Raw genomic sequence first — 23,407 nt, 5'->3', positions numbered from 1 at the left:
CATGGCCGCACCGGTGGTCTTCACCAGCAACTATTCCGACCAGTCCAACGACAACGGTTTCCAATGGGAGTTCCGCTGCGAACGCTGCACCACCGTCCATCGGTCGGCGTTCCAGCAGAACTACCTGTCTCGCGGGCGCGGTGTGCTGCGCTCGATGCGTGATCTGCTCGGCGACCGAGTCCCTTTCCTGTACAAGGCGTCCGCCGCCGCGGACAGCTACTCCAACAGCTGGGGTGGCGCCGCGTCCAGCACCAAGGACGCGGCGTTCGCCCAGGCTGTCGACGAGGTGGCGCGCGAGTTCCGCCTGTGCGCGGGCTGCGGTTCGTGGACCTGCGCGCGGATCTGCTGGAACGACCATGTCGGACAATGCACCCATTGTTCGCCGCAGGTGGGGCACCAGATCGCTCGCGCGCAGGCCGCCGCGCGCGGCGCGCAGATCCACGAGGCGGCCCAGCGTCAGGAGTGGGCCGGGCAGCACGACCTCGCGACTCCGGCGCGCGTCGCCTGCCCCACCTGCGCGGCCGCGACCGATGGCGGCCGGTTCTGCTCATCCTGTGGCGCCGCGCTCGACGTTCGCGTCGACTGTCAAGGCTGTAGCTCGCCGATCGGTGCGGGCGCGATGTTCTGCTCGAACTGCGGTCGGGCCCGATAGGCACGTTCGAGCGGGCCGGAGGGCGTTATCGGGGCGGTGCCATCAGCGCCTCGCTGACCAGCGGTTTGCCGTCTGCGCTGTTCTCATCGCGCAGGCTGCGCACCAACAGCGTCGCACCCGCGACTGCGCCGGGCATCAGCAGCACGGCCACGAACGGGATCAGGAAGACCAGGGCGAGCGGAACGCCGAATCCCCAGGCGAGCATGCGTCGTCCGCGCAGGACGGCCAGTTGTTCGCGCAGTTCGACGCCGCGCCGCTGCCACGCCACCGCGGTGAGTTCCTGGGCGAGGAAGAAGCCGGTCACGCCGATCCCGATCACCGGAACGACGGTTTGGCCGAGGACAGGAACGAACCCGAGAACGAACAACAGCACTGCCCAGGCCACGACCCTGATCAGCAGCCGAACACTGTCGCGGATCGATATCCACACATCCCGGGCGAATCCGTTGCCCGACTCCGGTGCGGTGCCGTCCGCCGACTCGGACCTGTCGACCTGCTCGGACAGCCGCTCGTAGAACGGCTGTCCGAGCACCAACGTGATCGCGGTGAACGCCACCACCGCGACCAGGGCGCCGAACCCGAACAACACCACCACCAGCAACCCGCGAAACAGCCCGCGCCACGGTGAGTCCCAGTCATCGGCGAACGGAGACAGCCACGCGGTGAAGTCGCCGACGCCGAACGCCGCACCGATGAACACCGCGACATAGAGAGCCATCGTGAGCAGGCCGGGTATCAGCCCGAAGCCGAACCAGCGACCGTGGCCGACCACCCACCGCTGCCGCTCCACAAGTAACCGAACCCTGTCCCCAGATCATGCATGGCCGCAGCCTATCCGCGTTCGGGCGACGCCTCAGCGGTGTTGTGGGCGTTCGAGTTTGCGCACCTGTCAGGTGCGGTCGTGGTGTGACAACGACGGCGCCTGACGCGGCTCGCTCTATGCTGTCGGGCGTGGCACGCACCGAAGGAAATCGAGCGCCCGGCCGCCCGGCCGCGGCCAGTCGTGATGACGTGCTCGACGCTGCCGTGCAAGTCTTCCTGTCGGGTAAGCGGGTCGACGCGAACGCTATCGCCGCTCAGCTCGGACTGGGTCGTACCAGTATCTACCGGTGGTTCGGTTCCCGGCACGGGTTGCTCGGCGCCGCCTTGGCACGCCAGCTCGAGCGGATGGTCGCCTACGCCGAACGGCGCAGCACCGCCACCGGCGGGGAACGGCTCGTGGAGATCCTCGACCGCGCCATTCACTGGCTGGTCGAGGACGGTTCGCTGCGCACCTACTTCGATCAGGAATCCACATCGGCACTGCGCGTGATCACCCGTAGCGATGGAGTGGTGCATCCGGCGGCGGTCTCGATCGTCGAAGGCCTTCTCGAACGTGCCGAGGAGCAGGGCTATCAGCCGCCCATCGACCGCGCCACCCTCGCGTACGCCCTGGTCCGATTGTGGGAAGCGTTCCTGTACAACGACGCGGTGGCGGGCTTTCAGGGTGACGTGGAGCGGCTGAGCCGCGTCCAGGCCGCCCTGCTGCGCGCGTAGGCGCCACTGTCGCGCAGGCCCCATGTGGTCGGAAAGCGCCGGATCATGACCTCCATTTGATACACAGGCAACTCTATGTAACATACTGGACCATGCAACTGGCCTTCACCGAGGACGAGCTCGCCTTCCGCGACGAGCTGCGCGCCTTCTTCCGCCGTGAGATCCCCGCGGACATCCGCGAGCGGCACCGACACCTGCACGAGCTGAGCAAGACCGACTACGTCACCGTCCAGCGCATCCTCAACGGAGCCGGGCTGGCCGTGCCCCACTGGCCCGCCGAGTGGGGTGGCCGGGACTGGTCGGCAGTGCGCCACCACATCTGGCATCACGAAATGCAACTCGCCTCGGTGCCGGAGCCGCTCACCTTCAACGCGAACATGATCGGCCCGGTCCTCGCCGAGTTCGGCTCGCCGGAGCTGAAAGCGCGCTTCCTGCCCGCGACGGCGAACCTCGACATCTGGTGGTGCCAGGGCTTTTCCGAGCCCGACGCCGGATCCGACCTGGCCTCGCTGCGCACCGTCGCGGTGCGCGACGGTGACCACTATGTGGTCAACGGGCAGAAGACCTGGACCACCGCCGCTCAGAGCGCGGACTGGATGTTCTGCCTGGTCCGCACCGATCCCACCGCCGCCAAGAAGCAGGCAGGCATCTCCATGCTGCTGTTTCCCATGGACAGCCCCGGCGTGACGATACGGCCGATCGAACTGATCGACGGCGGCTTCGAGGTCAACGAGGTGTTCCTGGAGAACGTGCGCGTTCCGGCCGACCAGCTGGTCGGCCAGGAGAACCACGGCTGGTCCTACGCCAAATTCCTGCTGGGCAACGAACGCACCGGCATCGCCGCGATCGGGCAGACCAAGGTCCGCCTGGAGCTGGCGAAGGAATACGCCGCCCAGACCGGGCTCGGTACCGGCACCCTGCTCGATGACCCGGCCTTCGCCGCCCGGATCGCCGATCTCGACAACGAGCTGCTGGCGCTGGAGCTGGTGCAGCTGCGGGTCGCGGCGAGCTCGAGTGACGGCGCCCCCAACCCCGTTTCGTCGATCCTCAAACTGCGTGGCACCGAACTGCAGCAGGCCGTCACCGAGCTGCTGGTCGACATCGCGGGCCCCGCCGCCGTCGCCCGAGTGGGCGAGACCGACGACTGGGCGCGCCGCACCATCGCCGGATACCTGAACTACCGCAAGACATCCATCTACGGAGGTTCGAACGAAGTGCAGCGCACCATCATCGCCTCGACGATCCTCGGACTGTGAGTTACCGCCATGGATTTCACTTTTACTGCTGAACAGATCCTGCTGCGCGACACCGTGCGCAGCGTGCTGACCCGCCACTACACCACTGGGCGCCGCGCGGAGGTCATCGCCGGCGATCCCGGCTGGGATCCGACGGTGTGGGCGAACTTCGCCGAGATCGGTCTGCTCGGGCTGACCGTGTCCGTCGAGGACGGCGGCGTCGGCGCGGGCCCCATCGAAACGATGCTCGTCCTGGAGGAACTCGGCCGCACCCTGGCGCCGGAACCGGTCTTCGACTGCGCCCTGCTGCCCGCGCTCGTGATCGGCCGGGCGGGTACTGCCGCCCAGCGCGCCGCGCTGCTGGCCGGCATCGTCGACGGCGAGCGGCTGTTCGCCTTCGCCCACGCCGAGCCCGGCGTCCGTTGGCCGGAGCTCCGTCCGCAAACCCTGGCCATTGCCGACGGCGACCGGTGGACGCTGACCGGCCACAAAAGCCCTGTGCCCGCTGGGGATCGGGCCGACACGCTGATCGTCTCGGCCGTGGTACCCACCGGCGAAACCGCGTTGTTCCTGGTCGATGCTCGTGCGGCAGCGGTCGCGCGCACCGCGTATCGCAGCTACGACGGTGGCCGTGGCGCGGAGATCGAATTCCGCGGCGCGCCCGCCGAATTGCTCGGCGTCGACCTCGATGCCGCAGCGATCATCGACGAAGCCGTGATCACGACACAGGCCGCACTCGGCGCCGAAGCCGTCGGCGCGATGGCCGAGGCGCTGCGCCTCACCACCGAGTATCTGAAGACCCGCAAGCAGTTCGGTGTCGTCCTGCGTACTTTCCAGGCCCTCACGCACCGAGCGGCGGACATGTACGTCTCGCTGGAACTGGCCCGCAGTATGAGTCTGTACGCGGCGATGTCCTTGGCGGACGGAGTCGTCGATCCGACAGTGGCCTCCCGGGCGAAACGGCGAATCGACCTGTCCGGCAAGCACATCGGCCAGGAAGCGATCCAGCTGCACGGCGGCATCGGCATGACCGCCGAATACCCGGTCGGGCACTACACCGCCCGGCTCACCACCATCGAGCACACCATGGGCGACGCGAACGATCACCTGCGCGCGCTATCGGGCCCGCTCAGCGAGTGCCGGAAAGGGGAGATCTGATGCGTATCCGTGGCGCGGTCCTCGACCACCCCGACCGGCCGAGGCCGTTCGCGTCGTCGCGCCCGATCGGGGTGTACGACCTCGAACTCGCCGAGCCGGGCCCGACCGAGGTACTGGTCAGGATCGAAGCGGCCGGTGTGTGCCACTCCGATCTCAGTGTGGTCGACGGCAATCGGGCGCGGCCGCTGCCGATGTTGCTCGGCCACGAAGCGGCGGGCATCGTGGTGGGGTTCGGGGACCGGGTCGATGATCTGACAGTCGGGGACCGGGTGGTCATGTCGTTCCTGCCGCGGTGCGAGCGCTGCGCGGCGTGCGCGCGCGGCGGAGCGCTGCCCTGCACCGAGGGGACCCGGGCGAACACGGCGGGCGAACTCCTGCACCATCCCGGCAAGCTGACCAGGGACGGCCGGCCCGTACGCCATCACCTCGGCGTTTCCGGATTCGCCACGCACGCGGTGATCGACCAGGCTTCGGTCGTCGCGGTGGGCCACGATGTGCCCGCGGAGGTGGCGGCGCTGTTGGGGTGCGCCGTGCTGACCGGCGGCGGCGCGGTCCTCAATGTCGCCGACCCCGGCCCCGAGGACGACCTGATGGTGGTGGGGCTGGGTGGGGTCGGCATGGCCGCGTTGCTCACCGCCTCCGCGATCGGGGTGCGGCGCATCGTGGCGGTCGACCGCCTGCCCGCCAAGCTCGCGGCCGCCCGCGACCTCGGCGCGAGCGAGACCTACACACCCGAACAGGTAGTGGCGCAAGGAATTCGGGCACGCTATGTGATCGAGTGCGCCGGTCATCCCGACGCGTTCGAAACCGCCTTTCTGGCTACCGATCCCGGCGGAACCACGATCACCGTCGGTCTGCCCGCCCCGTCGGCCACCGTGACACTGTCACCGTTGCTGTTCACCGCGCAGGCCCGCACCGTGGTCGGTAGCTATCTCGGCTCGGCGGTACCCGCGCGTGACATCCCTCGCTACGAGCAGATGTGGCGGGCAGGCAGGCTGCCGGTCGAGAAGCTGATCTCGGCTCGCATCGCACTCGATGACCTCAACGAGGCGATGGATCAACTCGCCGACGGCGCGGCCGTGCGTCAGGTGATCGTGTTCGAACCGGACAGGGAGCCTCGATGACATCGATCCTTTCCGACCTCCCGATCGCCCAGTTCATCGGCGGCAACTGGGTGGACGCCACGACGACGATGCCCGTGCGCAACCCCGCCACCGATGCCGAGATCGCGACCGTCGCCGACGGCGACGACAGCACAGCCATGGCCGCGTTGGACGCTGCGGTGGCCGCGCAGCGAGACTGGGCGGACACCGATCCGCGCTACCGCAGCGACATCCTCGCGCGCGCGTTCCACCTGCTGCACGCCGACACCGAGCGGATCGCCCACACCATCACCCTGGAGATGGGCAAACCGCTCGCCGAGGCCCGCGCCGAAGTCGCCTACGGCGCCGAATTCCTGCGCTGGTTCGCCGAAGAAGCCGCCCGTGGCCGCGGAGCGTTCTTCCGCGCACCGAGCGGTGGCCGACGCATCGTGGTCCGCGAACAACCGGTCGGCCCGGTCTTCGCGATCACACCCTGGAATTTCCCCCTCGCGATGGTCACCCGCAAGCTGGCCCCAGCACTCGCCGCGGGCTGCACCGTCGTTCTCAAGCCGGCACCCCAAACCCCGCTCACCGCAGTGGCGTTCATGCGGATACTGGCGGAGGCGGGCGTGCCGCCCGGCGTCGTCAACTGTGTGACCACCTCGCGCGCGCCACTGGTGTCGGCGCGCATTCTCACCGACCGGCGGCTACGCAAACTCACCTTCACCGGCTCCACCGCTGTCGGGCGGACCCTGCTGACGCAGGCGGCACAGGGGGTTCTGCGGGTCTCGATGGAACTCGGCGGCAACGCCGCCTTCGTCGTTCTGGGGTCCGCAGACCTGGACAAGGCCGTCGGCGGTGCGGTGCTCGCCAAGCTGCGCAACGCTGGGCAGACCTGCGTCGCCGCCGACCGCTTCCTGGTCCACCGATCGCGGGCGGCCGAGTTCACCGAACGGTTCCTCACCGCTGTTTCCGCTCTGCCGGTGGGTGACGGACTCGACAGCGCCACTCGGATCGGACCCATGATCGACGGCGCGGCGGTACAGCGGGTCACCACGCTCATCGACGAAGCGGTCGACCAAGGCGCACGCCTGTACACCGACGAAACCGCGACCGCGAGTCCCGGTCACTTCCTACGACCCGCGATTCTGACAGACGTCGACACCCGAACCCGCCTCTGGAATTCGGAGGTTTTCGGCCCCGTCGCCGCGATCCGCACGTTCACCGACCCGGCCGCGGCGCTCGAACTGGCCAACGCCACCGATTCGGGCCTGGCCGGTTACGTGTTCGGTGAAAATCTCGGTGACACACTCGAATTCGCCGAAAACCTGCAGACCGGCATGGTCGGGGTGAACACCGGCGTGATCTCGGATCCGGCGGCGCCCTTCGGCGGGATGAAGTCCTCCGGGCTCGGCAGAGAAGGCGGCAGCACCGGCTTGGCGGAATACCAGGAACAGCAGTACCTGGCTATCGACCGATGACGTGCCGATCCGCGCCCGGACAGCACCGGGCGCGGATCGGGCTGTCAGCCGTGGACGAGGTTGCGGTAGGTCTCGAGGATAGCGCGGATCGACGAGGTCACGGGCAGCTCACCATCGAGTGGTGCCCAGATGTAGCGGGCGTGCGCGGTGAGGTGGATCGGGTGTGCCGCCGCCACATCGACGGCGAAATGCAAACGGCGAACCGGCTGCGCGTCGGGGGACAGGTAGTCGAAATCCCCGACGTGGTGGCGGATCCCGGTGACAACCAGCCCCGTTTCCTCGAGCACACCACGGGTCACCGCCGCCGCGAGGGATTCCCCCGGCAGCACGGTCGCGCCGGGCAGCTTCAACGGCACCTTGATCGGGCCGGTGTCGTGGCGTTCCAAGAGTAGTATCTGCCCGCCACGATCGATGATCGCGCCGACTCTCGGTGCGGTGCCATCGATCTCGGCCTGGCGAGACAGATCCTGAAACTCCGACTCAGATACCGTAGGACTCACCGACTCTTCACTCCTACACCCATTCGACACAACCGCCGGATTCGACGAACACAGTTGATGACAACCGTACGTGTCGGACGCCGCTGATGTAAGCGAACCGGAGGGTAGCTTGTGATAGCGGCTGCTGCAGCAGAACTGGACAATTGACTGTTGATCCGGTCGATGGCGGGAACAGTCGAACAGGCGCCTCCTAGCAGGTGGCCTCAGAGCAGGTGGCCTCGCGACATCGGGGTGCCATCGTCAGCACTCGGCCATCGCGTCCTTTCGCCGTGCGGCACGGTAGGCGGCGGGGGTGAGGCCGTACTTGGTGCGGAAGGCGCGCGAGAGCTGGTCGACACTGCGAAATCCGCAGCTGTCCGCGATGTCGCGCAGGGCACGGGTGTCATCGCTGAGCGCGCTCGCCGCGGCGGCCAATCTGCGGGTCCGGATGAGCCGCCCCACCGACAGGCCCTGGAGTTCGAACGCCCGGAACAGGGTCCGCCTGCTCACGTGCAGCCGGACCGCGACCGCGTCGGGGTTCACCGTCGGGTCCGCGAAATTGCGGTCGATGAATTCGGCCGCGCGGCGACGCAGCACGTCCTCGGTTGTCAGCTCCGTTGTCGCGTCCGTGAGATCGCGTTCGAGCAGGGCGACGATCGCGGCCCGGAACAGGATCTCGTCGATGCGCGCCACGATGCGCAGATGGTCAGGACTTGTTGCGCCACAAGCGATATCGCGGCCGAACAGCAGCGCCGACACCGCCGCCCGTGACAGCGGCCACGCCCGCCCGCCCGCCGCGACGGCATCCAGGCCCCACGCGGTGAGTGAATCCACCGGCAGGTAGAGGTACAGCACATCGGTGGCCGCGGCCTCGCACCGCTCGAGTGTCGATCGGAAGGTGCTGTCGAGGCATACCGCGAATGCCTCACCGGCCACCGCGGTCGACCGGTGGCCTCGCTGCTCGACTGTGGCCCGCCCGGCCAGCACCAAACCCAGTTGCAGGTACCGGCTGTAGTGATCGTCGCCGATGTCGGTGCCGCGCTCGGCGGTGATGTCGGTGGACCGTAACCGGGCGATGAGCACCGTGCCGGTGCTGGAGGTCCACAGTGTCGCGGTGAAATCCTCCGTGGCGCGTAGGTGGCAGCCGAACGCCACCCGCTGGAGATCGCGCGATCCACGGAGCGTCACGCCCTGGCTGTGCGCGGGTCCCGGTCGCTCCAGCGGGCAGAAGGCTGCGGGCCCGGCCGATTCGCTCATCGATTGCCCCAAATCGAACATAACGGACTTCTCCCGCGTCGAGACCCGCGGATCGGCCTCTGTCCGGTCGCGGCGCTGCCCGCCCCGCCCGGGTCGCGCGCCGGTCTCGACCCTGTTCGCCTCCGCCTCGCTGTGCATATTTCCGCCTTCGCGCAGGGGTGCGCCATCGCCGGAAACGGATAGGACGCGGATCCGTTACCGGCTGCCTGCACCTGTCGACAATGGGGGGTATCTCGAAAGAGCAAGGATAACAGCGTGATTCGACGGCGGTTCCCGGTCGCTGGGATATCGGTGTCGCTCTGTGGACGACACTCGCATTCCGTGCCAGGTTCGCCGGAATGTCGTGCCAGGACGGTCTGCGTGGGTGGGGTGGGTGACTACCTCGAAGGCGGGTCCCGCCTGCCGATTTCGGGTACCCGGCGGGCATCGCGAGCGCTCGCCGTCGGTTTGCTCGGATATTGCGGCACCTCGGCCTTCGGCCTAGCCTCGACACCGTTGGCCCCCTTGCGATTCCGCGATTTCTCGCCCACCTCGACGACAAAGGACGACTCAGACATGCTGTGGGAAGCACTGCTGTGGGTGATCGTCGCCGCCGGCCTGGCCGGGACCGCGGCCTACCTGCTGCGCAGGCGTGGCAAGGGGCACGACGGCGAGGCCGTCAACGAGTCGGTGGGGCAGGTGTTCACGCTCGTCGGTGGACTGCAGGTGGTACTCGCGTCGTTCCTGCTCATCGGTGTGCTCGACACCAACGCGGGCGCGGCGAAGGCGGCGTCCGACGAAGCGGACCGGCTGCTCGCCCTGCAATGGGCGGGCGACGCGTTGTCGGAGCCGGCCCGCGGCACCGTCACCAGGGCCGTTCATGCCTATACCGGCCAGGTGATCGAAGTCGAGTGGCCCGCGATGAGTTCCGGTGGGACCGTGGACGACCGCGCGTGGAACCAATTGTCGGCGGTACGTTCCAGCATCGCGACCAGCCCCGCCACAGACGAATGGCAGCGGTCGCGCCAGATCGCGGCAGCCGATCGGCTGTGGGAGGTCTACGAGGCGAGGCAGACCAGGATCGAGGCCGCGGGTAGCGCGTTGTCGCCGATGATGTGGCTGGCGTTGGCACTCGGCGCGATTCTGTCGGTGGGTTTGTCACTGCTGTTCGCCGGCACCAGCGCGCGCATCCATGTTGTCGTGGTGGCCAGCTTCGCGGCGGTGGTGACGTTCATGATCTTCACCATCTTCGAGCTACAGAATCCCTACGGCCGAGCCGCTGCGGTCGCACCGACGGCCTTCGACGCCGTGCTGGTGCAGCTGAGGTGAAAAAGACTGTGCGCAGGGGACTCTGGGTTGTGGCGCTGGCCGGAGTGGGCTTGGCTCCGGCCGTGCCGGTCGGCGCGGTTCCGGCGCCGGCGCTACCCTCGGTCGGACCACCGAGCGTCGGCACGCCCCGAACCACGCCGCGCATCGAGAACTCGCCCACGGCCTCGCCGCAACCCGTTGACACGCCGCACGGAGCGCCCCTCGTCACCGCCGGACAGGCGCCTGTGGGCGAGCTTCCTCGATCGGTGCCGGGGTTCGACGAGCCGGACGGCACGCGGCGACCGTTCGTCGAACCCCGACTCCCTGGGCAGGGTGAACGGTCCGATCGGCCGGAGACGGCAACGCCGAGAGGGGCATTCGAGCAGCCGGTTGTTCCTCCGTTCGGGCGGCCCACGGTGCCTGCGCCGCCCCTCGGAGGTCTGGAATTGCCCGCGCCCGCCCGCCCGTTCGATGGACCGGCAGTGCCGCTACCGGAGGCCCCGCGTCCGTTCCTGTTGCCTCTCCCCGCGCCCGCGCCCGCGCCCTCGCTCCGATTGCCCGTTCCCGTGCCGCCCATACCGCTGCCCGCGCCAACGCCCCGGTCCTCGGACCCGGCTCCGCAGCCGACACCGCTGCCCGCTCCCGAGCCATCACCCGCGCGAGAACCCCCGCTGTCGCCGCCGAGGGTATCGGTGAGTCCGATACCCGCCCCGCCTCTGCCACCCGAGGAACCACCGCCGAGTCCGCCCGCCCCGGACCCCACACCCGCGCGGTTCGTCGCAGCGCCCGAGCGGAAGCCGGAGGCGGTGGTCGCCCAGCCGGTGGCGGTCGAGCAGCGGCGGTGGGCGCTTACCGTCCTGCTACTGGTGATCGGAAGCATGGGTGCGGCCAGGGCGGCAATGAGGCGCTCGTGAGCCGTCGAGGCAATCATCCGGCGTCCTCTGAAAGGAGTGTGATGACCGGTCGAACCTGGCTGCGCACCTCGTTGCGAATAGCCGTCTGTCTGGGAATCAGTTTCTGGCACAACAGAATTCGGATCGATTCGGTCCGAAGACCACACGCTCTCCGCTACAGTCGTTTGCACCACAGTAGATAGCCGGTGGGTAACTAATTCGTTCGCTCCCCGTGGTGTGTCATCCCGTTTCTCCCATGTCTCTCGAAGCAGGAAGAACTCATGACTGAACTGGCTGAACCATTCTCCGGAACCATCGCCGCCGCGCAGCTGAGCCTCAGCACGGTGGCCGCCCGAAACCTCGCGACCACCACCAAGTCCGCGCCGCAGATGCAGGGCATCACCTCGCGGTGGCTGCTGAAACTGCTGCCCTGGGTGCAGGCCGATGGTGGCGTGTACCGAGTCAACCGCCGCCTCACCTACACCGTCGGCGACGGCTTGATCACCTGCTACGACACCGCAGGCCAGGCACGCGTCCTGGCACCCGATCTGCGTGAACTGCGCTACCTGCGTGAGTACGCCGATGACGGTGCCCTGCAGGCGGTGGCGGACTCCTTCGTCGAACGGCAGTACGCGCCCGGCGACATCATCGCCGAAGCCGGTCGACCGGCCGAAGAGCTGGTGGTGCTCGCCCACGGCAAGGCCGACAAACTCGGCACCGGCGCCTACGGCGAATCGACCGTTCTCGAGATCATGACCAACGGCCGGTTCATCGGTGAACGGATCCTCGGCACCGAGGCGCAGCCGTGGGAATTCACCGTCAAGGCGGTGACGGCGTGTACCTGCCTGGTCCTCACCGACCGCGCGCTGGCCGAAGTCAGCGCACGGATCGAAGGCCTGCGCGAGCACGTGCGGGTGGCGCAGCTCGAGGACGCCGTCGCCGGTGAGCGGGCCAACCCCCACGGCGAGAGTTCGATCGAGCTCGCCTCTGGTCACGAGGGCGAACCGCAGTTGCCGGGCACCTTCGTCGACTACGACCTGTCCCCGCGGGAATACGAGTTGAGCATCGCGCAAACCGTGCTGCGGGTCCACAGCCGGGTCGCCGACCTCTACAACAAGCCGATGGACCAGATCGAACAGCAGTTGCGGCTGACCATCGAAGCCCTGCGCGAACGCCAGGAAGACGAGATGGTCAACAACCGCGACTTCGGCCTGCTGCACAACGCCGCACCGCAGCAGCGCATCAGTACCCGCACCGGTGCGCCCACGCCGGACGACATGGACGAACTGCTCGCCCTGGTCTGGAAGGAGCCCGCGTTCTTCCTGGCCAATCCGAAGGCCATCGCCGCCTTCGGCGCCGAATGCAGCCGCCGTGGCATCTACCCGACGAGTACCGAGCTGAACGGGCATCGGGTGCCCTCCTGGCGCGGAGTTCCGATCCTGCCGTGCAACAAGATCGGCACCTCGGTCGGCCGCACCACCTCGATCATGTTGATGCGTACCGGCGAATCGGCGCAGGGCGTGATCGGCCTGCGCCAGACCGGGATTCCCGACGAGTACGAGCCCGGACTGAACGTGCGCTTCATGGGCATCGACGACAAGGCGATCATCTCCTACCTGGTGAGCACCTACTACTCGGGTGCCGTACTGGTGCCCGATGCCCTCGCGATCCTCGAGAACGTGCAGCTCGGCGCCGAGGGCTGACACCGTGCAGCCCTTCGAGCTGCCCGAGTTCTACGTGGCTCATCCCGCGCGGCTGAACGCGCACGTGGAACAAGCACGGGCACATACCAAACAGTGGGCCTTCGAGATGGGAATGCTCGGCGACACCGTCGGTGGCGACGTGGTGTGGGACGAGGCGAGTTTCGACGGCATGGACTATGCCGGCCTGTGCGCCTACACCCACCCGGAAGCGGGCGTGCCGGTGCTCGACACCGTCACCGACTGGTACACCTGGGTCTTCTATTTCGACGACCATTTCCTCGACGCGTTCAAACGCACCGGCGATATGGACGGTGCCCGGCGATACCTCGACCGCCTGGCCACGTTCATGCCGCCCGACGGTGCCGCGATGCCCGAACCGACCAATCCCGACGAACGTGGCCTCGCCGACCTCTGGACGCGGACGGTGCCGTCGATGTCGCGGTGCTGGCGTGAACGGTTTCGCGAAAGCACCCGGAACCTGCTGCTCGACTGTGTCTGGGAGATCGGCAACATCACTACCGCCCGGATTCCCAATCCCATCGACTACATCGAGATGCGGCGCCGGGTCGGCGGGGCACCGTGGTCGGCCGATCTGGTGGAGTACGCCCGCGGCATCGAGATCCCCGAAGCCATCGTCGGTACCCGGCCGATGCGCGTGCTCAAGGACACGTTCTCCGACGCGGTGCACCTGCGCAACGACATCTTCTCGTACCAGCGCGAGACCGAGGAGGAAGGCGAGGTGAACAACGGAGTCCTGGTGGTGGAGAGGTTCTTCGACTGTTCGCCGCAGCAGGCCGCCGACATCGTCAACGACCAGCTCACGTCGCGAATACACCAGTTCGAGAACACCGTGCTCACCGAGCTGCCCGCGCTGTTCGAGGAGCACGGGCTGGACGCGGCGCAGTGCGCGGCGGCGCTGTCGTACGCGCACGGTCTGCAGGACTGGCAGTCGGGTGGCCACGAATGGCACCTGCGGTCCAACCGGTACATGAACGGCTCCGCCGCGACCGGACCGATGTCGTTCGGTCCCTCGGGGATCGGCACCGAACTGGCCAGACCCGGATTCTGGAAGGGCCTCGCCGGGCCCGGCGGAGTGCGCAGTCACACCCGAACCGCGGTGCGCCGCACCGGGCCGTTGGCGCTGCCGGACTTCGATGTGCCGTTCGAACTGAGTCTGTCACCGCATCTGCCCTCGGCACGCTCGGCCAGTATCGACTGGGCGCAACAGATCGGATTCCACGACCCGCTGCCCGAACTCGGTGGGCGGGCGCTGTGGACTCGGGAGGATACGGCCGGGTTCGATTTCGCCCTGTGCTCAGCCGGTTTGGATCCCGACGCCGATGTCGACACGCTGACGCTGTCGGCCGAATGGCTCACCTGGGGAACGTGGGGCGACGACTACTTTCCCACCGTCTTCGCGCCCACCCGGGGTGGCGCCGCGATGGCCGGGGCGAAAGCGTGCAACGCCAGATTGTCGGCCTTCATGCCGCTGGATCTGAAACCCGTTGGCACGCCGATCAATCCGCTGGAACGGTCGCTGGCCGACCTGTGGTCGCGCACCGCGCGGCCGATGTCGCCCGCGGCTCGGCGCACCTTCCGGCACGCGGTGGAATCGATGACCGAGAGCTGGTTGTGGGAGCTGGCCAACCACATCCAGCATCGAGTCCCCGACCCGATCGACTACCTGGAGATGCGTCGGCGCACCTTCGGCTCGGATCTCACGATCGCTCTGTCGAAGATCGCCCGCGGCGGCCTGATACCCGACGCGGTGTTCGAGTCCACCACCCTGCGCGGCATCGAACACGCCGCGCAGGACTACGGCTGTCTGATCAACGATTTCTACTCCTATCAGAAGGAAATCGAGTACGAAGCCGAGCTGCACAACGCGATCCTGGTGGTCGAGTCGTTCTTCGATTGCGACCGCGACGTGGCAGCCACCATCGTCGACGATCTGATGCGGGCCAGAATGCGACAGTTCCAGCGACTCGTCGCCGACGAACTGCCCGTCCTGTTCGACCACCACCGGCTCGACGACACCGCTCGCGCGGCGCTCACCAGCTACATCGACGAACTGCGTGATTGGATCGCGGGCATCCTGCACTGGCATCGCGGCACCAGCCGCTATCGCCCCGAGTGCCTGCGCTATCCGGTCGGCAGTCCATCACTGACCGCCGCCCGCCCGATTCGCGCGTGGGGACCCTCGGGTATCGGCACCGCCGCCGCCCGCGTGCGTCCTCGCGTCGGACTCGTCGCCACCCATGCCACCTCGCCGGGAAGGACATCCTCGTGACCAGCACCGCCCCGCATCCACCGACCGCGCTCGGTGTCGCCGCCGCCCGCACACTGTCGACCACCACCAAATCCGTTCCGCAGATGCAAGGGATCACGCCCCGCTGGCTGCTGCGCATGCTGCCCTGGGTCGAGGTCGACGGCGGAACCTATCGGGTCAACCGGCGTCTGACCTACACCGTCGGAGACGGGTACATCACCTGCACGCAGGCCGACGGCCGCTACCAGGTGGTCCCGGCCGAACTGCGCGAATTGCGCGCGCTGCGCGATGTCGACGACGACGAGACATTGCGCGAGCTCGCCCACCTGTTCTGTCAGCAGGAGTTCGCGGCGGGGGAGACGATCTGCGAGTTCGGCAACGAAATCGACGCGGCGTATGTGCTGGCCCACGGCCGGGTCGTCCTCACCGGGCCCGGTGAGTACGGACAGCAGGTCCAGCTCGACGTGCTCGACGACGGCAGCCACCTCGGCGCCTCCACTCTCCTCGGCGGGCAGGCGATCTGGGAGTACACCGCTACCGCGAATACCGCCTGTACGGTACTGGCGTTGCCGCGTGCGGTATTCGATGCCCTGTGTGCTCGTGACTCTCGCCTCGCCGCCCATGTCGCAGGCCTCGGGGCTGCGGTCGCCGCCGAACGGACGGGCGCCGACAAGTACGGTCAGGCGACGATCGGAATGCTGTCGGGCCAGCAGGGTGAGCCGACGCTGCCCGGAACCTACGTCGACTACGACCCGCGCCCACGCGAACTCGAGCTCGGCATCGCGCAGCTGCTGCTGCGCGTGCACACCCGGGTCACCGACCTCTACAACAAGCCGATGAACCAGCTCGACCAGCAGTTGCGCCTCTCGATCGCGGCGCTGCGGGAACGCCAGGAACGCGACCTGCTGACCCATCACGACTACGGTCTGCTGCACAACATCGACCCGAGTCAGCGCCTGTGTTCGGCCACCGGCCGCCCGACGCCCGAGGACCTCGATCGGTTGCTGGCCCGCCGCCGCAAGACCGCGTTCTTCCTCGCCCACCCCCGCGTCATCGCCCAGTTCGGCCACGAGTGCACGGCGCGGGGCATCTACCCGGACCACACCGAAATCGAGGGAAAACGGGTGCACGCGTGGCGCAATGTGCCACTGCTGCCCTCGGACAAGATCCCGATCTCAGCGAACGGAACCAGCACGATCCTGGCGATGCGGGTCGGTGAATCCGACGACGGCGTGATCGGCCTGCGCCAGACCGGGCTGCCCGACGAAGTCGAGCCGGGCGTGAACGTCCGGTTCACCGGCATCGATGACCGCGCGATCGCGTCCTATCTCGTCAGCGCGAATCATGCTGCGGCAGTGCTTGTTCCGGACGCGCTCGGGGCGCTGACCGAAGTGCAGGTGAATCGATGAGCACGCCGGATCTCGTGACCACACCGATTCTCGCACCGCCGCCGACGGTTTCGCGCACCGCCGCCGACGTACTCGATCAATGCCGGGAGACCTGTGCCGCCACCCTGCGTGCCACCGTGCAGATGATGCCGGCCACGGTGCGCACCATCGTGGGTTACCACTTCGGCTGGTGGGACAAGACCGGGCGACCGGAACAGCACGACGGCGGCAAGGCCATTCGCCCGGCACTCGTTCTCTCGGCCGCCCGGTTGACCGGCGGGGACGTGGCAGCAGCCGTGCGCGCCGCCGTCGCGGTCGAACTGGTGCACAATTTTTCGTTGCTGCACGACGACGTGATGGACCGAGACACCACCCGACGGCACCGGCCGACCGCGTGGACCGCGTTCGGGATCGGGCCCGCCATTCTCGCCGGCGACGCGCTGGTGGCCCAGGCGTATGCGCTGCTCGCCGCGGAGCCGGACGCGCCGATCGTCGAAGCGACGAATCTGATGAGTCGCTCGGTGCTGCACCTCGTCGAGGGGCAGTGCGCGGACCTGGGATTCGAGCGGCGCACCGACGTCGAGCTCGACGAATGCTGCACCATGGTCGATCAGAAGACCGGCGCGCTGTTCGGATGTTCGGCGGCTCTCGGCGGCCTGTTCGGCAACGCGAACTCCGGTGAGCTGCTGCGGCTGCAAGAATTCGGCAGACGCCTCGGTCGCGCGTTCCAGCACACCGACGACCTGCTCGGCATCTGGGGCGACCCCCACGTCACCGGCAAATCGGTGTTCTCCGACCTGCGCAGCCGCAAGAAGTCGTTGCCGGTGGTCTTCGCACTGCGCTCGGACACCCCGGAAGCGGGGGCGCTCGCCGACCTCTATCTCCGCGAAAAACCACTCGACGACAGCGAATTGGTTCATGCGGCTGAGCTGGTCGAAGCCGCGGGTGGGCGGGAATGGAGTCGGCTCCAGGCCAGGCGACTGTCCGAGGAAGCCATGTCGACGATCAGCACGGTCGGGGTGAACGCCGAGGCACTGGCCGACCTGGACCTGCTCGCGGCGCTGGCCGCGGACCGCGACTGCTGACGCCGCGCGACCGTGTCGCACACCACCGCCCGATCGAGGCGTCGGCCCGATCGGGCGGTGGCGTGAAGATTGGTTCCGGGTACGCCGATCAGGCCGCCACGACATCGGCGGCGTCGTTGAGCCGGGCGTAGCGTCCGCCGTCGTCGACGAGGGTCTGGTGGTCGCCGAGCTCGGCGACCCGGCCATGGTGCAGGACCGCGATCTGGTCGGCATCGCGGATGGTACTCAGCCGGTGCGCGATCGTGATGACCGTACGGCCCTGGGCGACCACGTCGATGGCGGCCTGCACCGCGCGCTCGGTCTCGTTGTCGAGGGCGCTGGTCGCCTCGTCGAGCACCAGCACACGCGGGTCGCGTAACAGGGTGCGGGCCAAGGCTATGCGTTGCTTCTCACCGCCGGAGAACCGATGACCGCGCGATCCGACCACGGTGTCGTAGCCCTGGGGGAGTGCGGCGATCAGCTCGTGGATCTGGGCGGCGCGGGCCGCGCGCTCGATCTCGGCGTCGGTCGCACCGGGTTCGGCATAGCGAAGGTTCTCGCGAATGGTCGTGTGCAGGAGATAGGACTCCTGCGACACCACGCCGACGATGCGGGCGAGGGTGCCCAGTTCCAGGTCACGGACGTCGACGCCGTCGATGGTTACCCGACCGCCGGTCGCGTCGTGCAGTCGCGCGACGAGCGAGGCGAGAGTGGTCTTGCCGGAACCGGTCTCGCCGACCAGCGCCAGCGTCGACCCGGGAGGTACGGCGAGACATACCCCGTCGAGCACATCGGGTCCTGCGGCGTCGTAGCGGAAGCTGACGTCCTCGAACCGGACCTCGCCCACCACATCGCGGGGGTCGATATCGACCGGCCGGGCCGGCTCGTCGATATCGACCGGAAGGTCGAGGTAGCCGAAGATCCGGCTGAACAACGCCATCGAACTGGTGACTTCGACACCCACGTTGAGCAACGCCATCAGCGGCCGGAAGAGTCCGGCCTGCAGCGTGGTGAAGGCGACCAGTGTGCCGATCGTCATGCCGCTGCTGGTCGCCGGAAGACCGGCGGCGAGGTAGAGCAGGGCGGGGATGGCGGCGAAGAGCATGCTCATGGTGGCCATCCGCCAGCGGCCCGCGAGCTGTGAGCGCACTTCCAGGCCGACCAGGTCGTGCGAGGTCCGCTCGAAGTGGGCGGACGCGAGCGGGCCGGTGCCCAGGGTCTTGCCGAGTTGCACGCCGCTCACTGAGAGTCCCTCCTCGACCTGCCCGTGCAGATCGGCGAGGTGGCGCTGCCGCTGGGCGGTGATGTCGCGGCGCAGCAGGGCCACACGCCGGGTCAGCCAGATCGCCGGCGGCAGCACCACCAGCGACAGCAGCGACAACCGCCACGACAGCACGGCCATCGCGACAGCGGTGCCGACGACGGTGGTCACATTGCCGGCGATGGAGGTCGCGGTACTGGTGACCACGGACTGCATGCCACCGACATCGTTGATCAGGCGCGACTGGACCTCGCCGCCGCGGGTGCGGGTGAAGAACGCCAGCGACTGCCGCTGCAGGTGGCGGAACACATCGGTCCGCAGAACATGCATGACCTGCTGTCCGACGGTGGTGGAAATGAGTGTCTGGCCGACGCCGAGCACCGCGGTGAGCACGGTGACGGCGAGCATGCCGCCCACGGCCCAGAGCAGCAGCGCGACATCGCGCTGCGGGAGCGCGTCATCGATCACCAGGCGCAGCAGGAAGGGCGAGGCGAGGCCGATCGTCGAACCCGCCACGATCAGGACGGTCAGCAGGGTGAGCTGAAGCCGGTACGGCGCGAAGAGCGCGGCGACGCGGCGAAGGGACACGGGGGACTCGCGCAGTTGGGCGCGGTCGGCCGGGTCGGTGCGGCGGGCGCGCCCGCCGCCGGAGTTCTTCACTGCCATATGCAACCCCCTCGGGTTGTGTTTATGCTGAGGTTACCTCACTATCTGGTAGGGGAAACACACCGAGAGGCGAGTTTATGCCCGACAACGAGAGCGACCTCCTGATGCAGGTGGCCAGGACGCTCCGTCGGCGCTGGTCGGCGGTGTACGCGCCGATGGGGCTGACGCCACACCAGGCCCGCGCGCTTCGCGTGACCGGCGAACACGACGGCCTACGGCTGTCTGCCATCGCGGACGCGTTGCGGATCAGTGCCCGGTCGGCGACCGAGGTGGTGGACGCGCTCGAGAACGCTGATCTGGTCACCCGACGACCCGACCCGACCGATCGCCGCGCGATTCTCGTGGCGGTGACCGCGCTGGGTGAACAGACACTCGCGTCGCTGACCGCCGCCCGGACGAAGGACGCGGACGACTTCTTCGGTCGACTCACCGACAACGAGCGTGCTTCGCTACGTGACATTCTCGGCAAGCTGGTCCGCTGAAAAGGCCGCGGGCCGCTTGTGCGCCGGTTCGGCGAGGGGCACCGCGCCTATAGTCGTGGGTAGCGACTCTCGACGAGGTGCACCGTTCGAGTTCTTCCTGTGTGTCCGCACCTCCCCGCTTCGCAAGAGCTGTCTTGTAGGGGTGCGACTACCGGGTGAGGATCGATGGAACGCCATAAGAACGAGCTCTTACACGGACCTTTGTTCTCCCGGAGCGCGCCGCTGGACCGTCGGAACGCGGCCCGCCGGATCAGCGCCTACATCTACGGGAACGTGCTGATCCTGTCGGCGTTGATCCCGATCGCGCCGTCGGCCGAGGATGTCGGCATCGCGGTCGTGCTCGGGACCGCCCTGTCGACCTTCATCGCCCACGTCTTCGCCGAGGGCGTCGGGGCATCGGTGCGCCACAGCGGGCAGGCCCCGACTCCCCATCGATTGGCCGACCTGCGAGATTCGCTGCCCATCCTCAGTTCGGCGGTGCTGCCCTGTGCGATCCTCGTGGCGGCGGCGATCGGGTGGCTCGAACCACGCACCGCCCAGGTGCTGGCGGAGATCGCCATGCTGGTGCGGATCGGCGGGATCACCTTCGTGATCCGCAGGCTCGAGGGCGCGCGTCCGGATCGGTCGACCCTGATCGGGGCGATTCTGCTCGGCTGCGCGGCCACCGCGGTCGTGGCGGCGAAGGTGGTACTCACCCACTGATCCGAGGCGGAATGACGTGAGACCTGATGGTCAGTCCGTTGTGAAATCGCGTCGGGAAAGCCGCATCGTCCCGAGGACGAAGAACACCGTCGCGATGAGCGCGAAGTAGGCGAGCGAGCCATTGGCGCCGCCGAAGATCGGCCGCATCGTCGGGTACTGGCCTGCGCCCAGCTCGCCGTTCTTGAACGGCATCCACTGCGCGACAACATTGCCGATCTTCACCGGCAGCATGGCGGAGAAGGTTTCGATACCGAACTTCCACAGCAGCACCACCCCGACCACCACACCCGGCCGCGGAATCAACCCGGCGATCCCGATCCCCAGCGCGGAGACGAAGAACGCGAATACCGGAAGCGCCCACAGCAATCGCAGGCCCGCCGACGAGGTCAGCTCGACTCGCCCCCATACCTCCGGGAACACCGAGGGAAAGACCGCGAGCAGGATGATCATGGTGACCAGTGTCGCCGTGGCGGCGATCAGCCCGAAGACGATCAGTTTCGCCATCGGGAGCAGCCAGCGACGGGTCTGCGCGCAGTAGACCAATTCCGCTGTCGCGTAGGTGAACTCGTTGCTGAGCGAGGAGACGCCCGCTGACATCAGCACGATCGTCGAGAAGATCATCACCCAGTAGCCGGCGTTGTTGGTGTCCATGCCGCCGGTGCCGTTGACCTTGTTCATCCTGGTGGCGATCGCCAAGCTCGCGTTCAGCGCGATCGGCAGCAACACCGCGATCGGCACGATCGCGAACCACACCGGACTGCGCCAGGACAGTTTCGCCAGTTCACTACGGACCGCACGGCCCAGATCGACTGTCGTGCGCACTATCGCACCTCATCCGGCGTGCTCGGGTCGCCGCCGTACTCGACGCTGCCGCGGGTGACCGTGAGATAGGCCGATTCGAGTCTGCGCGGGCCCGAGCCGAGTGCGACGGTCTCGTCTCGGCTCGCGTCGGAGAGGATCCGTCCGCGGCCCATGATCACGATCCGGTCGGCGATGATGTCGACCTCGGTCAGGTTGTGCGAGGCGATCAGCAGTGTCCGGCCCTGACGGGCCAGGCCGGTCAGCAGGTCGCGCAGCCAGAGGATGCCGTCCACATCGAGGCCGTTGTCCGGCTCGTCGAGCACGATGGTCCGTGGGTCGCCGAGCAGTGCGGTCGCGATGCCGAGGCGCCCGAGCATGCCGAGCGAGAACTGGCCCACCAGACGCGTTCCGGCATCGGCGAGTCCGACTCGCGCGAGCACCTGCCCGACCTCACTCGAGGGAATGCCGCCGAGGCGCGCCTGCCAGGTCAGATGCTGTCCGGCCGTGTGCTTCGGGTTCCTGGCGAACGTATCGAGGTTGAAGCGGACTTCGCGCATGGTGGAGGTGAACCCGCGCAGTGACTGCTCGTTGATCCGCACCGTGCCGGCGTCCGGCTTGGTCAACCCGGCGATAACGCGCATGGTCGTGGATTTGCCCGCACCGTTGGGTCCGAGTAGATAGGTGATGGATCCCCGGGCCGCCTCGAAACTGACATCGTCGACGGCGACCCGATCGCCGAATCGCTTGGATACTCCGGAAACTGTGATCATCGGCGATCGCGTCGTCGAGCGAGATCGCGGGTCAGTAGCCGAAGTCCGGGTTGCCCGAGCAGCCGCCCATGGCCGCACAGGTGGCCTTCCAGTCGACCTTCCACAGTCCGTCTTCGCGGACATAGCTGTAGGTTCCGCTCGTGGCCGGGAAGCCCGCCATCACGCCGGACAGGGTGGCGGTCATGGTGTTGCCGGTGATGGTCTTCGAGGTCGCGCGTTCCTGGATGGACAGGAAGTCGTAGACCCCGCCCTGGGACAGAATGCCCTGCAGCGCCGGACCGGCGGTCGAGCCGTGGAAGCTGACCTCTTGCTTCGCGCTGATCGGCAGGTTCGGATTCCACAGTGCCGCGAACTGCCCGGCGATCGCGTCCAGTGAGGGGTCGGCGTCGCGGAGGTAGAGGTCCGCGACCGTCGCGTCCCGCACCGAGCGGTCCGCCAGCGCGGGGGACGCGGTGCCCACCGTCAGCAGACCGGCGAGACCGAGGACGGCGAGCAAGCCGGCGATCTTCTTCATGGCATTTCCTCCGCGAACACTCGAAACAGTGCTCGGCGGCTGTCGATGCCGCCGATAATGCTCAGCACGGTACTCAAGCGAGTAAGGTTAGTCAAACCTAATTTGCGTGGTGCCCTTCTGTTCGCGGATCCACTTTTCCCGCGCTGAATCTAGAACACGTTCTACACTCCCGTCATGGACCTGGTTGCGATCGAGGAGATCAAACGTCTCAAGCACCGCTACTTCCGCACGCTCGACCTGAAGCTGTGGGGCGAGTTCGCGGACTGCCTCGCCGAGGACATCAGCGCGCGGTACGGCACCCAGGCCATGGGCGAGCCACTGCGGTACGACAATCGAGCCGACGTCGTGGCCTTCATGCGGAACAACCTCGGACCGGGGGTCGTCACGGTCCACATCGCCGATCACCCCGAGATCGAGGTCGACGCAGACACCGCGACGGGGTCGTGGGCGTTCGAGGACACCGTCCTCGTGCCGGGCGCGAAGGTTCAGATCCGTGGTGCCGGATACTATTCCGATACGTATCGTCGCGATTCGGACGGAGTGTGGCGTATCGCGTCCACGCGATACGAGCGCATCTACGAGGCATTGACCTCGTTGGAGGACCTCCCGAGCTTCACCCTGCTCGCCAATCGCTGGGACCCTTCGCTGAAGCACTGACCGGATACGGTGACGCGCTGTGCGGAAAGGCCGACTGGGTTCGGTCGACGCGTAGATTCGACTTCGCTGC

21 protein-coding genes are annotated in these 23,407 nt (G+C 67.7%); 14 read left to right on the top strand and 7 right to left on the bottom strand.

Annotated features, from left to right (window positions below; all coding sequences use genetic code 11):
- The first annotated feature begins 1 nt into the window (after position 1).
- Positions 2-652: a zinc ribbon domain-containing protein gene (locus tag NA12_RS05975; protein WP_084472380.1), complete on the top strand. Its 651-nt coding sequence runs from the start codon at positions 2-4 to the stop codon at positions 650-652.
- A gap of 25 nt (positions 653-677) precedes the next feature.
- Here NA12_RS05975 and NA12_RS05970 read toward each other — a convergent pair whose 3' ends face one another.
- Positions 678-1,442: an EI24 domain-containing protein gene (locus tag NA12_RS05970; RefSeq protein WP_243654928.1), complete on the bottom strand. Its 765-nt coding sequence runs from the start codon at positions 1,440-1,442 to the stop codon at positions 678-680.
- 161 nt (positions 1,443-1,603) lie between these two features.
- Between NA12_RS05970 and NA12_RS05965 the strand changes: the two genes are divergently transcribed.
- From NA12_RS05965 to NA12_RS05945, 5 genes are all read left to right on the top strand, one after another.
- On the top strand, positions 1,604-2,188 hold the full coding sequence (locus NA12_RS05965; protein WP_243654927.1) for a QsdR family transcriptional regulator: 585 nt from the start codon (positions 1,604-1,606) through the stop codon (positions 2,186-2,188).
- Positions 2,189-2,280: 92 nt separating this feature from the next.
- On the top strand, positions 2,281-3,444 hold the full coding sequence (locus tag NA12_RS05960) for an acyl-CoA dehydrogenase family protein (protein ID WP_067446848.1): 1,164 nt from the start codon (positions 2,281-2,283) through the stop codon (positions 3,442-3,444).
- Positions 3,445-3,453: 9 nt separating this feature from the next.
- The gene (locus NA12_RS05955) at positions 3,454-4,581 is read left to right on the top strand and encodes an acyl-CoA dehydrogenase family protein (protein WP_067446847.1); all 1,128 of its coding nucleotides are present in this window, start codon (positions 3,454-3,456) and stop codon (positions 4,579-4,581) included.
- The gene (locus NA12_RS05950) at positions 4,581-5,705 is read left to right on the top strand and encodes an alcohol dehydrogenase catalytic domain-containing protein (protein ID WP_067446845.1); all 1,125 of its coding nucleotides are present in this window, start codon (positions 4,581-4,583) and stop codon (positions 5,703-5,705) included. Before NA12_RS05955 ends, NA12_RS05950 begins: the two co-directional genes overlap by 1 nt.
- Positions 5,702-7,144 (top strand): NAD-dependent succinate-semialdehyde dehydrogenase, encoded by a 1,443-nt coding sequence (locus NA12_RS05945; protein WP_067446843.1) that lies wholly within the window; start codon positions 5,702-5,704, stop codon positions 7,142-7,144. Before NA12_RS05950 ends, NA12_RS05945 begins: the two co-directional genes overlap by 4 nt.
- Before the next feature lie 44 nt (positions 7,145-7,188).
- Here the strand turns inward: NA12_RS05945 and NA12_RS32985 are convergent, their stop codons facing one another.
- Together NA12_RS32985 and NA12_RS05935 are read right to left on the bottom strand one after the other, a co-directional pair.
- Positions 7,189-7,644 (bottom strand): NUDIX hydrolase, encoded by a 456-nt coding sequence (locus NA12_RS32985; RefSeq protein ID WP_165914816.1) that lies wholly within the window; start codon positions 7,642-7,644, stop codon positions 7,189-7,191.
- 240 nt (positions 7,645-7,884) lie between these two features.
- Positions 7,885-8,880: a helix-turn-helix domain-containing protein gene (locus NA12_RS05935; RefSeq protein WP_165914815.1), complete on the bottom strand. Its 996-nt coding sequence runs from the start codon at positions 8,878-8,880 to the stop codon at positions 7,885-7,887.
- A 555-nt stretch (positions 8,881-9,435) separates the two neighbouring features.
- On the opposite strand from NA12_RS05935, the gene NA12_RS05930 reads away from it, so the two are divergent.
- The 5 genes from NA12_RS05930 (at position 9,436) to NA12_RS05910 (ending at position 17,505) form a co-directional block, all read left to right on the top strand.
- The gene (locus NA12_RS05930) at positions 9,436-10,188 is read left to right on the top strand and encodes a bestrophin-like domain (protein WP_067447563.1); all 753 of its coding nucleotides are present in this window, start codon (positions 9,436-9,438) and stop codon (positions 10,186-10,188) included.
- Between the two features lie 1,153 nt (positions 10,189-11,341).
- Positions 11,342-12,763 (top strand): family 2B encapsulin nanocompartment shell protein, encoded by a 1,422-nt coding sequence (locus NA12_RS05925; protein WP_067446839.1) that lies wholly within the window; start codon positions 11,342-11,344, stop codon positions 12,761-12,763.
- Between the two features lie 4 nt (positions 12,764-12,767).
- Positions 12,768-15,053 carry a terpene synthase family protein gene (locus NA12_RS05920; protein WP_067446837.1) on the top strand — a complete coding sequence of 762 codons (2,286 nt, stop codon included), beginning with the start codon at positions 12,768-12,770 and terminating at the stop codon, positions 15,051-15,053.
- Positions 15,050-16,441: a family 2B encapsulin nanocompartment shell protein gene (locus NA12_RS05915; RefSeq protein WP_243654925.1), complete on the top strand. Its 1,392-nt coding sequence runs from the start codon at positions 15,050-15,052 to the stop codon at positions 16,439-16,441. Before NA12_RS05920 ends, NA12_RS05915 begins: the two co-directional genes overlap by 4 nt.
- A complete protein-coding gene (locus tag NA12_RS05910; protein ID WP_067446835.1) occupies positions 16,438-17,505 on the top strand; it encodes a family 2 encapsulin nanocompartment cargo protein polyprenyl transferase in 1,068 nt (355 codons plus the stop codon). The genes NA12_RS05915 and NA12_RS05910 overlap by 4 nt, the downstream gene beginning before the upstream one ends.
- Before the next feature lie 88 nt (positions 17,506-17,593).
- Here NA12_RS05910 and NA12_RS05905 read toward each other — a convergent pair whose 3' ends face one another.
- Complete coding sequence (locus NA12_RS05905) at positions 17,594-19,411, bottom strand: ABC transporter ATP-binding protein (protein ID WP_067446833.1); 1,818 nt, start codon at positions 19,409-19,411, stop codon at positions 17,594-17,596.
- Positions 19,412-19,488: 77 nt separating this feature from the next.
- Between NA12_RS05905 and NA12_RS05900 the strand changes: the two genes are divergently transcribed.
- Positions 19,489-19,893, top strand: a complete 405-nt coding sequence (locus NA12_RS05900) for a MarR family winged helix-turn-helix transcriptional regulator (protein ID WP_067446831.1) — start codon at positions 19,489-19,491, stop codon at positions 19,891-19,893.
- 165 nt (positions 19,894-20,058) lie between these two features.
- On the top strand, positions 20,059-20,595 hold the full coding sequence (locus NA12_RS05895) for a hypothetical protein (RefSeq protein WP_067446829.1): 537 nt from the start codon (positions 20,059-20,061) through the stop codon (positions 20,593-20,595).
- 30 nt (positions 20,596-20,625) lie between these two features.
- On the opposite strand, the gene NA12_RS05890 is transcribed toward NA12_RS05895, so the two are convergent.
- Genes NA12_RS05890 through NA12_RS05880 form a run of 3 tightly spaced genes read right to left on the bottom strand, consistent with a single transcriptional unit; the run spans position 20,626 to position 22,680 of the window.
- A complete protein-coding gene (locus NA12_RS05890) occupies positions 20,626-21,417 on the bottom strand; it encodes an ABC transporter permease (RefSeq protein WP_067446827.1) in 792 nt (263 codons plus the stop codon).
- Positions 21,417-22,166, bottom strand: a complete 750-nt coding sequence (locus NA12_RS05885; protein ID WP_067446825.1) for an ABC transporter ATP-binding protein — start codon at positions 22,164-22,166, stop codon at positions 21,417-21,419. Before NA12_RS05885 ends, NA12_RS05890 begins: the two co-directional genes overlap by 1 nt.
- Positions 22,167-22,197: 31 nt before the next feature.
- Entirely contained in the window at positions 22,198-22,680 is a 483-nt protein-coding gene (locus tag NA12_RS05880) for an MTB12 C-terminal domain-containing protein (RefSeq protein WP_067446823.1), read from the bottom strand.
- A gap of 174 nt (positions 22,681-22,854) precedes the next feature.
- Here NA12_RS05880 and NA12_RS05875 point away from each other — a divergent pair, with 174 nt between their 5' ends.
- Positions 22,855-23,337 carry a nuclear transport factor 2 family protein gene (locus NA12_RS05875; RefSeq protein ID WP_067446821.1) on the top strand — a complete coding sequence of 161 codons (483 nt, stop codon included), beginning with the start codon at positions 22,855-22,857 and terminating at the stop codon, positions 23,335-23,337.
- The last annotated feature ends 70 nt before the right edge of the window (positions 23,338-23,407 follow it).

This window comes from Nocardia alba NBRC 108234, from assembly GCF_001612665.1.
GTDB lineage: Bacteria > Actinomycetota > Actinomycetes > Mycobacteriales > Mycobacteriaceae > Nocardia > Nocardia alba.
Note: the sequence above shows the minus strand (reverse complement) of the source record. Positions and strands in the feature narration are given on the sequence as shown.

What these genes read in the sequence shown, in the direction of transcription:
- NA12_RS05975 (WP_084472380.1), top strand. Translation starts at nt 2, where the DNA reads ATGGCCGCACCGGTGGTCTTCACCAGCAACTATTCCGACCAGTCCAAC.
- NA12_RS05960 (WP_067446848.1), top strand. Translation starts at nt 2,281, where the DNA reads ATGCAACTGGCCTTCACCGAGGACGAGCTCGCCTTCCGCGACGAGCTG.
- NA12_RS05955 (WP_067446847.1), top strand. Translation starts at nt 3,454, where the DNA reads ATGGATTTCACTTTTACTGCTGAACAGATCCTGCTGCGCGACACCGTG.
- NA12_RS05950 (WP_067446845.1), top strand. Translation starts at nt 4,581, where the DNA reads ATGCGTATCCGTGGCGCGGTCCTCGACCACCCCGACCGGCCGAGGCCG.
- NA12_RS05945 (WP_067446843.1), top strand. Translation starts at nt 5,702, where the DNA reads ATGACATCGATCCTTTCCGACCTCCCGATCGCCCAGTTCATCGGCGGC.
- NA12_RS05935 (WP_165914815.1), bottom strand. Translation starts at nt 8,880, where the DNA reads ATGAGCGAATCGGCCGGGCCCGCAGCCTTCTGCCCGCTGGAGCGACCG.
- NA12_RS05930 (WP_067447563.1), top strand. Translation starts at nt 9,436, where the DNA reads ATGCTGTGGGAAGCACTGCTGTGGGTGATCGTCGCCGCCGGCCTGGCC.
- NA12_RS05925 (WP_067446839.1), top strand. Translation starts at nt 11,342, where the DNA reads ATGACTGAACTGGCTGAACCATTCTCCGGAACCATCGCCGCCGCGCAG.
- NA12_RS05910 (WP_067446835.1), top strand. Translation starts at nt 16,438, where the DNA reads ATGAGCACGCCGGATCTCGTGACCACACCGATTCTCGCACCGCCGCCG.
- NA12_RS05905 (WP_067446833.1), bottom strand. Translation starts at nt 19,411, where the DNA reads ATGGCAGTGAAGAACTCCGGCGGCGGGCGCGCCCGCCGCACCGACCCG.
- NA12_RS05900 (WP_067446831.1), top strand. Translation starts at nt 19,489, where the DNA reads ATGCCCGACAACGAGAGCGACCTCCTGATGCAGGTGGCCAGGACGCTC.
- NA12_RS05895 (WP_067446829.1), top strand. Translation starts at nt 20,059, where the DNA reads ATGGAACGCCATAAGAACGAGCTCTTACACGGACCTTTGTTCTCCCGG.
- NA12_RS05885 (WP_067446825.1), bottom strand. Translation starts at nt 22,166, where the DNA reads ATGATCACAGTTTCCGGAGTATCCAAGCGATTCGGCGATCGGGTCGCC.
- NA12_RS05880 (WP_067446823.1), bottom strand. Translation starts at nt 22,680, where the DNA reads ATGAAGAAGATCGCCGGCTTGCTCGCCGTCCTCGGTCTCGCCGGTCTG.
- NA12_RS05875 (WP_067446821.1), top strand. Translation starts at nt 22,855, where the DNA reads ATGGACCTGGTTGCGATCGAGGAGATCAAACGTCTCAAGCACCGCTAC.